The sequence below is a fragment of the Agrobacterium sp. ST15.16.055 genome (assembly GCF_027956555.1).
Lineage (GTDB): Bacteria > Pseudomonadota > Alphaproteobacteria > Rhizobiales > Rhizobiaceae > Agrobacterium > Agrobacterium salinitolerans.
Genome location: NZ_JAQKGN010000006.1, coordinates 241,933 through 255,906 on the forward strand (window position 1 = coordinate 241,933; position 13,974 = coordinate 255,906).

Genomic DNA, 13,974 nt, shown 5'->3' on the forward strand with positions numbered 1-13,974 from the left:
CGTGGTGGTTACACCGCGGGCGATTTGTTTTGACGATCTGTGATCTGCATCATCAGCCGCTCCTGCGGCCTCAATGTCACCCGCATCAGCGGTTCCGCCGACGCAGTGGTTTTGTTTTCGAGATGGTTCGTCTGAAGGATGACGGCAAGGATCGCCACGGCCTCCATCATCGCGAACGCATTGCCGATGCAGACACGCGGCCCGGCGCCAAACGGCATATAGGCGTATCGGTGGCGCGCCTTCACCTTCTCGGGTTCAAAACGTGACGGATCGAAGCGTTCGGGTTCGTCCCAAAGGGCCGTGTGCCGGTGTACGGCATAAATCGGCACGTACAACACGGCTCCTGCCGGAATGTCATGGTCGCCGAGCCTGAAGTCTTGAAGCGCGGTGCGCGTGATGACGGGGGCAGGCGGGTAAAGCCGCATGGCCTCCGAAAACACCTGTCTGATATAGGTGAGATTGGTGATATGTTCGGCTCCAACCGGCTTGCCGGCGGTGACGGCCTCGATTTCCTCGACAATTTTTCTTTCCATTTCCCGGTTCTGCGACAGAAGGTGAAATGTCCAGGCAAGGCCGAGGGCAGTCGTTTCATGGCCGGCGGTTATGAAGGTCAGCAGATTGTCGATGATATCAGTGTCGTTCATTGTCCGGCCTGTTTCCGGGTCCCTGGCTTGAAGCAGCATGGAGACGAGATCGGCCCTGTCGGTGGGATTCTGCCGCCGGCCGGTGATCACCGTTGCAAGGCTGGTGCGCAGGTAATCGACCGCGGCGCGCGCTTTGCGCCGGCCGGGATGCGGCAGCCATTCCGGTGCGCCCAGCATGGCAAGTGCGAAGGTCCAGCCGGTCGGTTTCAGGTAATCGGTGATGCTTTGCTCCACGCGGGCGATATCGATGCCATATCCGCCTGACATCATGGTTTCGACGATGATGTCGAAGGTGGTCCGCATCATTTCATGGCCGATATCGATGTCGGCGGTGGAGGACGAGTGCCAGCGTGTTTGCGCGCGGCGGGCCGTTTCGATCATGACGGGCAGCAATTCCAGCAGCTTTTCATGGCGGAAGGCGGCGGCGACGGATTGCCTTTGCCACCTCCAGTGATCGCCGTCGGCCGTCAGAAGGCCTTGGCCAAGCGCGGGGCCGAGTGCCCGGCGGACATCTTCACCCTTGCCGAGCAGAGCGGCATTCTTCACCAGAGCCTCGTGGATGAGCACGGGATCGGCCAGATGAACCCGCATGATGCCGCCGAGGCGGTTAAAGACCGCGGGTTCGCTGAAAATCTCCGGCGGCAATGCCTTCAACGGATTGCGGATAAGGGAAAGAGCGAGACGCGCCGTGGCGAGTTTCGATACGGATTGCGGTCCGGTCGTATCGGTGGACGGGGTGCGAAGGCCGGTTTCGGTCATCTGCTGGTCCTTTATGCCCGTTGAACAATGGCAACTTGCTGTTAAGGTGTGTACCTTATTTTGAATAATTTAAGGTGATCACCTTAATTTTCAATAGCGGGATGCGATTTCGATAATGAGCAATGATGCGAAACGACCGGCGCGTGCTCGATCCTCCACGCGCGACAGGATTCTGGATACCGCTCTCGACCTCTTCAACGGGCGGGGGCCAGACCGTGTAACGACGGCGGAGATTGCCGATGCGGTGAAGATCAACGAGGGTAATCTCTATTACCATTTCCGTACAAAGGAATCGCTGGTTCTTGGGCTGTTTGCTCGCTTCGAGGCCGATGCGGTGGCATTGGTCGCAACTGTCGATGGAGCGGATGAGGGCGCGGCGGAAACCTATGCCGGTTTCCTGCGGCAATGGTTCTCGCTGGTGTGGAACTACCGCTTTCTGTTTCGCGATCTCGTCGGTCTGCTTGCGCTTGCGCCGGGACTGGTGGAGCCGGTGAGGACGATAAGTGCTGAGATGCGGCTTGCCGTTGGAGACATCGTCGGTCGCATGCAGAAAGCCGGGCTGGTGATTATTCCCGAAAATGAGCGCGATGCGGTTTTGACCAATCTGTGGATCGTCTCGACCTATTGGGCGGCCTATCTCACTCTTCAGGACGGTGTCAGCGAATTTGGACCACAGCAACTGGAGTGGGGCTTGCGGCAGGTCTCCAGCCTGTTCAGGCCTTACCTCTCGGCGGACGCCATTGCCGCGCTCGAAGCGCTTGCCACAAACGAAGCAAAATATCTCCAGTCGGAGACATGGAGATAAAAAACGCCCGCAGCGAGATTGCCGCGGGCGCTTTCATTCCATGGAACAATTGTCGGCTATATCAGGCTGCCTTCAGCAGATCGCCATGCGGATCAAGCACGAACTTGGTGGCCGCGCCCTGATCGAAGCTTTCATATCCCTGCACGGCATCGTCGAGCGCAATGATCTTGGCGTTGACGATATCGGCAATCGGCAGGCGGTCGTGCAGGATGGCCTGCATGAGCTGCCGGTTATATTTCAGCACCGGGGTCTGGCCGGTGTGGAAGGATTGCGCCTTTGCCCAGCCGAGGCCGAAGCGCAGCGACAGGGCGCCCTGTTTTGCAGCGTTGTCAACCGCGCCGGGGTCTTCGGTGACGTAAAGCCCGGGAATGCCGATGGAGCCGGCGGCGCGGGTGATTTCCATCATCTGGTTGAGAACGATGGCTGGCTGTTCACCGCCGGAATGGCCGCGGGCTTCGAAGCCAACGGCGTCGATGGCGCTGTCCACCTCGTTGGTGCCGACGATTTCTGCAATCATGTCGCCCAGCCGGTCGCCCTTGGAAAGATCGACGGGTTCAAAACCGACTTTTGCCGCGTGGGCGAGACGATCCTTGTTGAAATCGCCGACCATGACAACGGCCGCACCCAGAATGCGGGCGGAGGCGGCGGCAGCAAGGCCGACCGGGCCGGCACCTGCGACATAAACCGTGGAGCCGACGCCGACGCCCGCCTTGACCGCGCCATGGAAGCCGGTCGGCAGAATGTCAGACAGCATGGTGAGGTCGCGGATCTTCGACATCGCCTTGTCGCGGTCCGGGAACTTCAGCAGGTTGAAGTCGGCATAGGGGATGGTGACGTAACGGGCCTGTCCGCCGATCCAGCCGCCCATATCGACATAACCGTAGGCGCCGCCGGCGCGGGCAGGGTTCACGGTCAGGCAGACGCCGGTATCCTGCGACTTGCAGCAGCGGCAACGGCCGCAGGCGACGTTGAACGGCACGGAGACGATGTCGCCGACCTGCAGCATCTCGACGTCGATGCCTTTTTCGATGACTTCGCCGGTGATTTCATGGCCAAGAACGAGGCCCGGCATCGCGGTGGTGCGACCGCGCACCATATGCTGGTCGGAGCCGCAGATATTCGTGGAAATCACCTTGAGAATGACGCCGTGCTCGATGCGGCGGCCATCCGGCGCTTCAAGCTTGGGGTCGTCGATGTCACGGACTTCGACCTGACCCGGCCGCATGTAAACGACGCCTCTATTCCTGCTCATATCCATCTCCTCCATGGTTCGAACACCGTACCTGTCCGCTCCTCTGCGGCAGGATGACTGGGTGGGTGTAGCAAACCACGGGAGGGGAGATGTGGCGTTCGGGAATACGACACGCGGTGTGGTCGTAACGACACCGTGTTTCGCCCGATGTCAGGGCGCGTTATCTTTCGAGTGGCTTTCTGAGGCGGCCGGCGGCGTCCTGAATATATTGCCAGGCGACACGGCCGGAGCGGCCACCACGGGTCGTCGCCCATTCCAGCGCCTCGTGATGCAGGGTCTCGCGGTCCAGTCCAAGATCGAAATGCGTCGCATAGCTGTCGATCATCGTCAGATAGTCTTCCTGGCCGCATTTATGGAAGCCGAGCCACAGGCCGAAACGGTCCGAAAGCGACACCTTTTCTTCCACCGCTTCCGAGGGATTGATGGCTGTGGACTGCTCGTTCTCCATCATGTGGCGCGGCAGGAGGTGACGACGGTTGGAGGTCGCATAAAAGAGGACATTGTCGGGCCGTCCTTCAATACCGCCATCCAGCGCCGCCTTCAACGACTTGTAGGCCGTATCATCATGGTCGAAGGAAAGATCATCGCAGAAGACGATGACGCGATGACCTGACGTCTTCAGGATGTCGAGCAAAGCGGGCAGGGTGTGGATGTCCTCGCGGTGCACTTCCACCAGTTTGAGCGAAACGCCGCTCGCCGTGCGCACATCTTCGTGAACGGCCTTGACCAGCGAGGATTTACCCATGCCGCGTGCGCCCCATAAGAGCACGTTATTGGCGGCAAAACCTTCCGCGAAACGCAGCGTGTTTTCGTGAAGAATGTCGCGAACATGGTCGACGCCGCGAATGAGTTTCAGGGCGATGCGGTTGGGGCGGGGAACCGGCTGGATGAAGGAGTTGACCGGGACCCAGACGAAACAATCGGCCGCATTCCAGTCGTTTACGGCGGGCGCCGGCCCGGCCAGACGTTCCACGGCGATGGTGAGCCGGCGCAGTTCTGAAAGAAGCAGGGAGGCCGTTTCTTCTCGAATCATGGTGTTTCTTCCGCTTGTCTGGTGTTCAAAACTCTGTTTTGCGCCCGGCCTAGCATGGCGTTTCAGGCCCATAAAGGTTAAGAGGTCCGGAATCGGTACGGCGTGGGCCCTGCATCTGTTGCAATCCCGGCGTTCCCCACTATATTCCGGCGGCTTGAAAGCTGGGGCGGCATCCAAGGTCGTGCCGTAATTCTGAGGAGTTTTATATGTTCATTAGTCAAGCTTTTGCCCAGGACGCAGCAGGCGGCGCATCGGCCTTCGGTTCCGGCCTTGAAATGCTTTTCCTGTTTGCGCCGCTCATGGTGGTCTGGTACTTTTTCCTTATTCGCCCGCAGCGTGCGCAGATGAAGAAGCGCCAGGAAACGCTGACCAATATTCGCCGCGGCGATCAGGTCGTTCTCGGCGGAGGCATCGTCGGCAAGGTGACCAAGGTCATCGATGACAATGAGCTCGAAGTCGAAATCGCTGAAGGCGTGAAAATCCGTGCCGCCCGCGCCTACATTGCCGAAGTGCGTGTGAAGGGCGAAGTGGTCAAGACGGAAGCCGCTTCCTGATCCTGCCGGATTATCGAATGCCCGATTGCGAATTTTGACGGGTTGCGCGTAGCGCGACCCCAACCCTGACCGAGATCGAAATGCTTCATTTTTCCCGTTGGAAAACAGTCTTCATCTGGCTGCTTGTGCTGGCAAGCGTCGTCATCGCCTCTCCCAACCTGTTTACGGACAAGCAACTGGAAGGCATGCCTGCCTGGTACAAGGACAACAAGGTAACGCTCGGTCTCGACCTTCAGGGCGGTTCGCACATCATGCTCAAGATCGAGCGTTCCGACATCGTCAAGGAACGGCTTGAGACGATCGTGGGCGATGTGCGTACGCAGCTTCGCGACGCCAACATCCGCTATTCGGGGCTTACCGGCAACGGGCAGCAGATCCAGGTCCGCATCAGCGACCCCGCTCAGGTGGAAGCAGCAAAGAATGCACTTCGTGAACTGACGCAGCCGGTGTCCGCCGGCACGCTGGTTGGCGGCTCCATCACCGAAGTGACGATGAATGACGGCGGCGACAATCTGCTCAGGCTCAACCTGACGGATGAAGGCATCGACTACCGTCTGTCGTCCGCCGTGTCGCAGTCCATCGAGGTCGTGCGTCGCCGCGTTGACGAAGTCGGTACCACCGAGCCTCTCATCCAGCGTCAGGGTTCGGACCGCATCATCGTGCAGGTGCCCGGCCTTCAGGATCCGCAGCGCCTGAAATCGCTTTTGAACCAGACGGCAAAGCTGTCCTTCCGCATGGTCGACACGACGATGCCGGTACAGGAAGCGATGAATGGTCGTCCGCCCGCGACCTCCGAGGTTCTCTATTCGCAGGACGATCCCCCGGTTCCCTATCTGGTGGAACGCCGTGCGCTTGTTTCCGGCGACAATCTCGTCGACGCGCAGGCAAGCTTCAACCAGCAGACCAACGAGCCGGTCGTTACCTTCCGTTTCGACAGCCGCGGTGCGCAGCGCTTTGCGCAGGCGACGCAGCAGAATGTCGGCAAGCCCTTCGCCATCGTGCTCGATAATCAGGTCATCTCCGCGCCTGTCATCCGCGAGCCGATCATCGGCGGTTCGGGACAGATTTCCGGCAACTTCTCGGTTCAGGGTGCCAACGACCTTGCAGTCCTGTTGCGTGCGGGTGCTCTTCCGGCCACGCTGACCGTCGTTGAAGAGCGCACCGTTGGTCCGAGCCTCGGTAGCGACTCCATCACCGCCGGCCTGACGGCCAGCGCCATCGGCGCGGTTGGCGTCCTCATCTTCATGTTCGTCTTCTACGGCTTCTTCGGCCTGCTGGCGAATATCGCCCTTATCGTCAACGTCGTGATGCTGATTGCGGTGCTGAGTGTGATCGGATCGACGCTGACGCTACCGGGTATTGCCGGTATCGTTCTAACCATCGGCATGGCGGTGGATTCCAACGTTCTGATCTATGAGCGTATACGCGAGGAAGTGAAAAGCGGCAAACCGCTGATTCAGGCGCTGGATAACGGCTTCACCCGCGCCTTTGCGACCATTGTCGACGCCAACCTGACGACGCTGATCGTGGCTAGCGTGTTGTTCTACATGGGTACCGGTCCGGTCAAGGGCTTCGCGGTCACGCTGGCCGTCGGTATCATCACAACCGTGTTCACGGCCTATACGCTGACGGCGTGGATGTTCGGCTACTGGGTTCGCCGCAGCCGTCCGAAACACTTGCCGAAGGGTGTCCGCACCGCCATGTTCGACGGCCGCGATATCCCCTTCATGCGCTACCGTCGCGTGGTCTTCATGATCACCGGCGCTGTGATGCTCGCCTGTGTCGGCGGCTTCGTCGCCAAGGGGCTCAACCTCGGTATCGATTTCCAGGGCGGCTCGGTCATCGAAGTGCGCGCCAAGCAGGGCGATGCCGATATTGCCGATATTCGCGATCGTCTGAACCAGCTGAACCTCGGTGAAATCCAGGCGCAGAATTTCGGTACGCCGCAAGATGTTCTCATCCGCATCCAGGCGCAGGACGGCGGGGAAAATGCCGAACAGTCCGCCATCACCATGGTGCGCGGTGAGCTTGAGGACAAATATGACTTCCGCCGTGTAGAGGTTGTCGGCCCTGCCGTTTCCGGCGACCTGACCACGTCCTCCACGATCGGCGTAGTGCTCGCCATGGCGGCGATCATGGTCTATATCTGGGTTCGTTTCGAGTGGCAGTTCGCGCTCGGTGCGGTCATCTCCATGGTGCACGACGTGGTCTTCACGATAGGCTTGTTCGTGTTCCTCGGAATAGAGTTCAACCTGACCAGTATCGCGGCGATTTTGACGATCATCGGTTATTCGTTGAACGACACCGTCGTCATCTATGACCGCATCCGCGAAAACCTCAGGCGCTATAAGAAGATGCCGTTGCCGATGATTATCGACGCGTCGCTAAACCAGACGCTGTCGCGTACCATCCTTACCGGTCTGACCGTGCTGCTGGCGCTGCTCGCGCTCTACCTCTTCGGCGGCGAGGTCATCCGCTCATTCACCTTCGCCATGCTGTTCGGCGTCGGTATCGGGGTGTTCTCCTCGGTCTATATCGCAGCTCCGGTGCTGATTGCGTTCAAGCTGCGCCCCGAAAGCAAGGATGCGGAAGACGAGAAGGACGACAAGTCCGGTAACGCCATCGGCGGCAAGCCTGCCGTCTGATGGCTGGCGGGATCGAAATACGCCCGGCCCATTTTCCCGGCCGGGCGCCCATCGATGCCTATGGCAACGGCGGGTTCCGCTTCGCCGATATGTCGCATCGTGGTTCGCTGCTGCTCCTGCCTTCGGGTATCTATGGGTGGGAGCCCATTGATACGAAAGAATTGACTGTCGGACATTTCGAAAAGCTTCTTGCGGAAGCGCAGGATATCGAAGTGCTGTTGATCGGAACGGGTGATGGCATGCGGGTTCTGCCGAAGGAATTGCGCGCCGCCTTCAAGGAGGCGGGCATTTCGGTCGATCCGATGAGCACGGGCGCCGCCGTGCGCACCTATAATATCATGCTGTCGGAATCGCGCGCTGTGGCTGCGGCGCTGATTGCCGTCGAAGGCTGACAGGACGTTTCGCGCGGGGAACCATGGCACCCACAGAAAATCTCGACGTCTGCCTCGCGACGCTGCGCGATACCGATCGCGATCGCTATCTCGCGTCTCTTCTGTCGCCCGCAGACAGGCGCAATGCCCTTGCCGCATTATACGCCTTCAACGCCGAAATCGCCCGCATCCGCGATTCCGTGCGCGAAGCACTGCCCGGCGAGGTGCGCATGCAATGGTGGCGCGATCTTCTCGACGGCAATCCACACGGCGACAGCCAATCCCACCCGGTGGCTGCAGCGCTTTTGACGACGATCGAGCACTATCGCCTGCCGCGTCCGGTTCTGGCTAATATGATCGAGGCGCGTATCTTCGATCTCTATGACGACCTGTTCGAGGATCGCAATGCGCTGGAAGGCTATGCCGGAGAGACCGCATCCGCATTGATCCAGCTTGCAAGTCTCGTGCTTTCCACTGAAGACGCCGCATCCAGCGCGGAGGCGGCAGGGCACGCGGGCGTGGCACAGGCCATGGCCGGCATGTTGCTGCTCATGCCGCTGCACCGGCGTCGCGGGCAGGTCTATATTCCCGCCGATATGCTGGCTGCGGCCGGGCTAGACCGCGAAACATTTCTCGAAGGGCAGGACAGGCAGCGCATCGGTATCGCCATCGAAATTTTCGCGGCCCATGCGCTGGATCATATCGAGAAGGCGAGGCGTGCGAAGATTTCGAAAAATGTCTTTGCCGCCTATCTTCCCGTCGCCCTGTCCGGTCCGGTCATCGCTGCCGCGAGAAAGGCAGGGAGCGGCGTATTTGACGGCGACCTGCAACTGTCGCAGCTTCGCCGGCAATGGCTGCTGGCAAAGGCTTCCTTCCTCAAGCGTTTCTAATGGCGCTGACTGAGCCAGGCTGCGAATCGAGGTCGATCCCGCTAAGCCACACTTCACACAAGCCTCGGTCTATATGAACCTGAATCGGTTCGCATCGTTTCGATTCGCGAATCTTGATGTTGTTATACTGAGGGAGCGCCCCGGATGAATATTGCGATCTGGATTATCGTTTTCGTGCTGCTTTCAGTCTTTGCCGTTTACGCCTGGCGCATGTCGCGGGCGACGGATGAGGATAACAGTCATGATGTGGGGCAGGCGATCATGGATTTCGCCCGCGCCTTTCCCAATGAGGCGATCAGAAGCCTGCATATGACGGCGGATGGTGGTGGTGCCTTCGTGCGGCTGCACGACAACAAGGCCGGCTTCATGCGCAATATGGGATCGCATTATGTGTGCGTGATGATCGATCCCGAGCGCATCCGGGTCGAAAGTCTTGAGAGCGGTGACGGTTTCGTCGTCACCTTCTTCGACATGCCGAAATATAGCGGCTCATACCGGTTCAAGTCGGCCGGAGAGGCGGCCGAGGTTTCCCTCTGGCTGCTTGGCAGTCTCGTGGAGGCGCAAGATCACCACGACGAAGGGCCGCTGCCCTCGAAGAATTGAGAAATAACTGTGCCGGCTGTCATTGTCCGTCAAGCGGCGGGTTTGCGCCGTCTTTCTGGCGCTCGCGCCAGATGATGAACAGGCCGGATGCGACGATAATGACGATGCCAAGCCATTTCGACGGCGTCGGAAAATCTGAAAACAGCGCATAACCGAGGATCGTCGCCGAGATGATCTCGAAATACTGGAACGGCGCCAGCAGAGAAAGCGGCGCCAGCCGGAAGGCCCTGACGATCAACAGGTGCATGTAGCCGGATATCGATCCCAATAATACGAGAAGGGCAAGGGCGAAGCCGGATTGCGGAAGCGAGACGGCGAAATCCTTGTCGCCTAGCGCATCACCGGCGAAGAGTGCGGCACCCATGAATACGGTCCCCGCGATGCCGGACATGGTCTGCATGACCAACGGGCTGTCGGCATCGCCGATGGCGCGGTTCAAAAACAGGTAAAGCGTATAAAGAAAGGCGCAGGCAACCGGCAGAAGCGACGTCCAGCCGAAGATTTCGAAGCTGGGCTGGATGACGATCAGCGCGCCGCCGAAGCCCACCGCAATCGCGGTCCAGCGCTTCCAGCCCACTTTGTCGCCGAGGAAGAGGGCCGACATCATGGTCAGCATGAAGGGCTCGACGAAATAGATTGCGAAGACATCGGCGAGCGGCATGTATTTGACGGCGGCGAAGAACATCAGGCTGGCCGAGGCATGCAGGACGCCACGCAGGCAGTTCATCCATGGCCGCTTGGCGCTGAACAGCGCCCTGGGCGACACCACGATCAGCAGCGGCAGGGTGCAGAGCAGCTGGAAAAAGAAGCGATAGAAGGTCACCTGCGCTGGCGACATGCCACCGCTTACCGCCATGTATTTGGCAATCGCATCCATGACCGGCAGCACCAGCATGCAACCCGCCATGAGGGTCATGCCCCTGGCGATATCGTTGAAACCGGTCTGGCTGGTCATGGATCGGGAAGTCATGGGGCAGGCTGCGCTTTCGACCGAAAGGTCCAACGGGAAAGGGGCGCCCGCAAGGTCGCCCCCTTTCAGGGTCAGGCGGCCTTCTGGCGCGGCAGGCTCTTCATATCAATGACGAAGCGATAACGCACATCGCTTTTTATCATGCGTTCATAAGCGTCGTTGATCTGATCGATATCGATCATCTCGATTTCGGCGGCGATGCCTTTTTCGGCGCAAAAATCGAGCATTTCCTGCGTCTCGGGAATGCCGCCGATCATCGAGCCGGCAAAGGTCTTGCGGCCGGGAATGAGGCTGAAGGCCATCACCGAGAGCGGCTTTTCCGGCGCGCCCACCTGGACCAGCGCGCCGTCACGTTTCAGCAGCGCCAGATAGGCGTTGATGTCATGGTCGGCGGCCACGGCATCGATGATGAGATCGAGGCTCGAAGCGGCCTTCTTCATCTGCTCGGCGTCGCGTGAGACGATCACCTCGTGGGCGCCGAGCTTTTTCGCATCCTCCGCTTTGGCGGGCGAGGTGGTGATCATCACCACCTTTGCGCCCATGGCATTGGCGAGCTTGACGGCCATATGGCCGAGACCGCCAAGACCGACGACGCCGACATGCTTGCCGGGTCCGGCGTTCCAGTGACGTAGCGGCGAATAGGTGGTGATACCCGCGCAGAGCAGGGGTGCTGCTGCCGCCGGATCGAGGCCTTCGGGAATGTTGAGGACGTAACGGTCATCGACGACCACATGGGCGGAATAGCCGCCAAGCGTATGCGCGCCGCCGCCCATCGCCTTGTCGGGGGAATTATAGGTGCCGGTCATGCCGTTTTCGCAATATTGTTCCAGACCCTCGGCGCAGCTTGCGCATTCCCGGCAGCTATCGACAATACAGCCGACGCCGACGCGGTCGCCTGCCTTGAACCGGGTGACCTGCGAGCCGACACGGCCGACGCGGCCGATGATTTCGTGGCCGGGAACGCAAGGGTAGAGGGAGCCCGCCCATTCGCTGCGGGCCGTGTGGATATCGGAGTGGCAGACGCCACAGAATTCGATCTCGATTTCGACGTCGCGCGGGCCGGGATCGCGACGCTTGATGGTCGCAAGCTTCATCGGCGAAGAACCGTCATCGCAGGCATAAGCGGATGTTGTGAACATAATCGTTCCTCCTCTTGTGGTGATCGATGCTGGAAACACCGGCCTGCGGCAAAGGTTGCGGTGGGATCAGCCGCTTGCGCCGGCGTCGGGCGCTGCTTCGCCAAACACCTCCTCAAAGGCCTCGCGCAGCAGAACGTCGACGTCTCCGATCATAACCGGCAATCCAAGATCGACAAGGCTGGTGACGCCATAGGCGCTGATGCCACAGGGAACGATGCCGGAAAAATGCGAGAGGTCGGGATCGACATTAATCGAGAGCCCGTGGAAGCTCACCCATTTGCGCAGCCTGATGCCAAGCGCCGCGATCTTGTCCTCGGCCATGCCGCCATCGGGAAGCAGTGGTTTCTCCGGCCGCCTGACCCAGACGCCGACGCGGTCCTCGCGCCGCTCGCCACGGACATTCATCTTGTCGAGCGTGCGGATGATGACATCCTCCAGCGCCGCCACATAGGCGCGGACATCCTGCCGCCGCCGTTTCAGATCGAGCATCACGTAGACAACCCGCTGGCCTGGCCCGTGATAGGTATATTCACCGCCGCGACCGGTGGCGAAGACGGGGAAACGCTCCGGCTCTATAAGGTCGGCGGCATCGGCGCTGGTGCCGGCGGTGTAGAGCGGCGGATGTTCCAGAAGCCAGACGAGTTCATCGGCCTCGCCGCTGGCGATGGCGGCGACTTCACGCTCCATTTCCTCAATCGCCTGCTCATAGGGCACGAGGCCTTCCGAGATTCGCCAGCGAACGGGCGGCGAACCGGGAGCGGGCAGCATGTTTGTCTCTATATCGGTGCGTGTGAGCATGAAAAAGTCCTTTCCACAGCCTTCTCGCAAAATGGCGAGACGGCCGCAACCCCAGCATTTCCGGGCTTCCTGCATATAGGATGGTGCGGTGCGATTTTTAATTTCAAAAAACTGTCACGACGCTCTTGTGCACCGAAAATCCTTTTGCTACATGCACCCCCGTCGGCGCAAGTCGACGCCTACCACGATGCGGTCGTGGCGGAATTGGTAGACGCGCAGCGTTGAGGTCGCTGTGGGGCAACCCGTGGAAGTTCGAGTCTTCTCGACCGCACCAAAGAAACCCGCTTCGGCGGGTTTTTTCTTTTTTAGCCAGTCGTTTAGATAGCTTTCTGTTTTCTGCTCGCGGTTTCGTTGGAACAGAGCTCGGGCGGCTTCGATGTGATTTTCGTCACTACCCGGGCTTTATAATTTGGTTCGGAGAATTCTCGACCTGCCGCTACTTCAGCATGCTCGTCGCGACCTAGCGTCGAATGATATTTGAGGCGGTACCATTTCCCTGATGGTTGCCATCTCCGACGCGATACGGGTCACCGTCCATCACTTGGTCCATGCGCCATTGAGACCCTCGATATGGGCTTTCCCACGTCTGGCACCCGGCAAGAGCGGCAGTTGCCGTCAGCACTCCGAAAGTGAGAGCGGTTCGCAGCATATTAGCCTCCTATGAAATTTCGTCGCACAGTTATGTAGGACGAGGTTGGCGGCTTTGCGATGTCCCCCAGGAATTTATCGCTCCTTTGAGACCGTACTCCGATCTGACCGGCGTGAAATTTCGGTGGATATCAATGCACGCTCCGGTGGACATCGGCCTCACCCTAAAAAACGAGGGGTGGAATATCAGAGGTCTGATGTTAGCTTTCGTCAGGAAAAATGTCCGGGGGGGTTCGTGCTGGGGGACAAAACGGATTCAGACAATGCGCTTGGCTATTACATGTGGAGTATTTCCGACAACAGGCTGATCATGGATGCCGTCACCGCGGAGTGTCATGGCTTTTCGGAACCGGTTGCGTCACGCGGGGTGACGATCGAGGCTATACTCGAAAGAATAGATGTCGAAATGCGCGATCAGGTGGCACAGGCCATTTTTGAGAGCATTACGACAGGTGTTTTTTTTGACCAGCGTTATAAGGTCAATCTGCCGGACGGATCGAACCGATGGATCGTGGCGAAGGGCAGGGCGATTTTTGATGCCGACAATACGCCGTTTCTGGGCATTGGCAGCGTTCGGGATATTACCCTGAAAAAAACCTATCAGTTCGAGCCTCGGCAATAGCAATCCGGGCTTTTGAAACCGCGCATAAAAAGAGGCGGCCTTCGCCGCCTCAGACTGCTGACAAACCCCTGGCGTGAGCTGGGGGTTTATGATTCATTGGGACATGTTGAAGAGACCTGCTCCTGAACAGACCGCTCTCGAGATGGTGACGCTCGATAGCCTGGTCCCGAAAGATCACCTGCTTCGCAAGATCGACGCGGTGATCGACTTCTCATTTATCCATGATCGTGTTGCCGGTCTT

General features: G+C 59.3%; 13 protein-coding genes, 1 tRNA gene and 1 pseudogene. 9 read left to right on the forward strand and 6 right to left on the reverse strand.

Going from position 1 to position 13,974, the window contains the following annotated elements; genetic code table 11:
* Positions 1-8: 8 nt before the first annotated feature.
* Entirely contained in the window at positions 9-1,403 is a 1,395-nt protein-coding gene (locus PL599_RS12295) for a cytochrome P450 (RefSeq protein ID WP_269824634.1), read from the reverse strand.
* Between the two features lie 115 nt (positions 1,404-1,518).
* On the opposite strand from PL599_RS12295, the gene PL599_RS12300 reads away from it, so the two are divergent.
* Complete coding sequence (locus tag PL599_RS12300; protein ID WP_269824633.1) at positions 1,519-2,208, forward strand: TetR/AcrR family transcriptional regulator; 690 nt, start codon at positions 1,519-1,521, stop codon at positions 2,206-2,208.
* A gap of 61 nt (positions 2,209-2,269) precedes the next feature.
* Here the strand turns inward: PL599_RS12300 and fdhA are convergent, their stop codons facing one another.
* Together fdhA and PL599_RS12310 are read right to left on the reverse strand one after the other, a co-directional pair.
* Positions 2,270-3,460: a formaldehyde dehydrogenase, glutathione-independent gene (gene fdhA, locus PL599_RS12305; RefSeq protein WP_077982915.1), complete on the reverse strand. Its 1,191-nt coding sequence runs from the start codon at positions 3,458-3,460 to the stop codon at positions 2,270-2,272.
* 160 nt (positions 3,461-3,620) lie between these two features.
* The gene (locus PL599_RS12310) at positions 3,621-4,493 is read right to left on the reverse strand and encodes an ATP-binding protein (RefSeq protein ID WP_077982246.1); all 873 of its coding nucleotides are present in this window, start codon (positions 4,491-4,493) and stop codon (positions 3,621-3,623) included.
* 206 nt (positions 4,494-4,699) lie between these two features.
* On the opposite strand from PL599_RS12310, the gene yajC reads away from it, so the two are divergent.
* The 5 genes from yajC to PL599_RS12335 all read left to right on the forward strand — a co-directional run bounded on the left by yajC (position 4,700) and on the right by PL599_RS12335 (position 9,556).
* Positions 4,700-5,047, forward strand: a complete 348-nt coding sequence (gene yajC / locus PL599_RS12315; protein ID WP_003524964.1) for a preprotein translocase subunit YajC — start codon at positions 4,700-4,702, stop codon at positions 5,045-5,047.
* Between the two features lie 80 nt (positions 5,048-5,127).
* Positions 5,128-7,692 carry a protein translocase subunit SecDF gene (gene secDF, locus PL599_RS12320; RefSeq protein ID WP_077982247.1) on the forward strand — a complete coding sequence of 855 codons (2,565 nt, stop codon included), beginning with the start codon at positions 5,128-5,130 and terminating at the stop codon, positions 7,690-7,692.
* Entirely contained in the window at positions 7,692-8,084 is a 393-nt protein-coding gene (locus PL599_RS12325; RefSeq protein WP_142912253.1) for an Mth938-like domain-containing protein, read from the forward strand. The genes secDF and PL599_RS12325 overlap by 1 nt, the downstream gene beginning before the upstream one ends.
* A gap of 23 nt (positions 8,085-8,107) precedes the next feature.
* A complete protein-coding gene (locus PL599_RS12330; protein ID WP_077982249.1) occupies positions 8,108-8,953 on the forward strand; it encodes a phytoene/squalene synthase family protein in 846 nt (281 codons plus the stop codon).
* Positions 8,954-9,097: 144 nt separating this feature from the next.
* A complete protein-coding gene (locus PL599_RS12335) occupies positions 9,098-9,556 on the forward strand; it encodes a hypothetical protein (RefSeq protein ID WP_269824632.1) in 459 nt (152 codons plus the stop codon).
* Positions 9,557-9,575: 19 nt separating this feature from the next.
* Here the strand turns inward: PL599_RS12335 and PL599_RS12340 are convergent, their stop codons facing one another.
* The 3 genes from PL599_RS12340 to lipB all read right to left on the reverse strand — a co-directional run bounded on the left by PL599_RS12340 (position 9,576) and on the right by lipB (position 12,463).
* Positions 9,576-10,511, reverse strand: coding sequence for a DMT family transporter (locus PL599_RS12340; RefSeq protein WP_269824714.1), 936 nt, complete (start codon positions 10,509-10,511; stop codon positions 9,576-9,578).
* Between the two features lie 86 nt (positions 10,512-10,597).
* A complete protein-coding gene (locus tag PL599_RS12345; RefSeq protein WP_137410410.1) occupies positions 10,598-11,665 on the reverse strand; it encodes an NAD(P)-dependent alcohol dehydrogenase in 1,068 nt (355 codons plus the stop codon).
* A 66-nt stretch (positions 11,666-11,731) separates the two neighbouring features.
* Positions 11,732-12,463, reverse strand: a complete 732-nt coding sequence (lipB, locus tag PL599_RS12350) for a lipoyl(octanoyl) transferase LipB (RefSeq protein ID WP_142912251.1) — start codon at positions 12,461-12,463, stop codon at positions 11,732-11,734.
* A gap of 189 nt (positions 12,464-12,652) precedes the next feature.
* Between lipB and PL599_RS12355 the strand changes: the two genes are divergently transcribed.
* The 3 genes and pseudogenes from PL599_RS12355 to PL599_RS12365 form a co-directional block, all read left to right on the forward strand.
* Positions 12,653-12,737 (forward strand) — tRNA-Leu (locus PL599_RS12355).
* Between the two features lie 498 nt (positions 12,738-13,235).
* The gene (locus PL599_RS12360) at positions 13,236-13,733 is read left to right on the forward strand and encodes a PAS domain-containing protein (RefSeq protein ID WP_269824631.1); all 498 of its coding nucleotides are present in this window, start codon (positions 13,236-13,238) and stop codon (positions 13,731-13,733) included.
* A gap of 103 nt (positions 13,734-13,836) precedes the next feature.
* Positions 13,837-13,974, forward strand: a pseudogene (locus tag PL599_RS12365) (IS5/IS1182 family transposase); the annotation flags it as partial.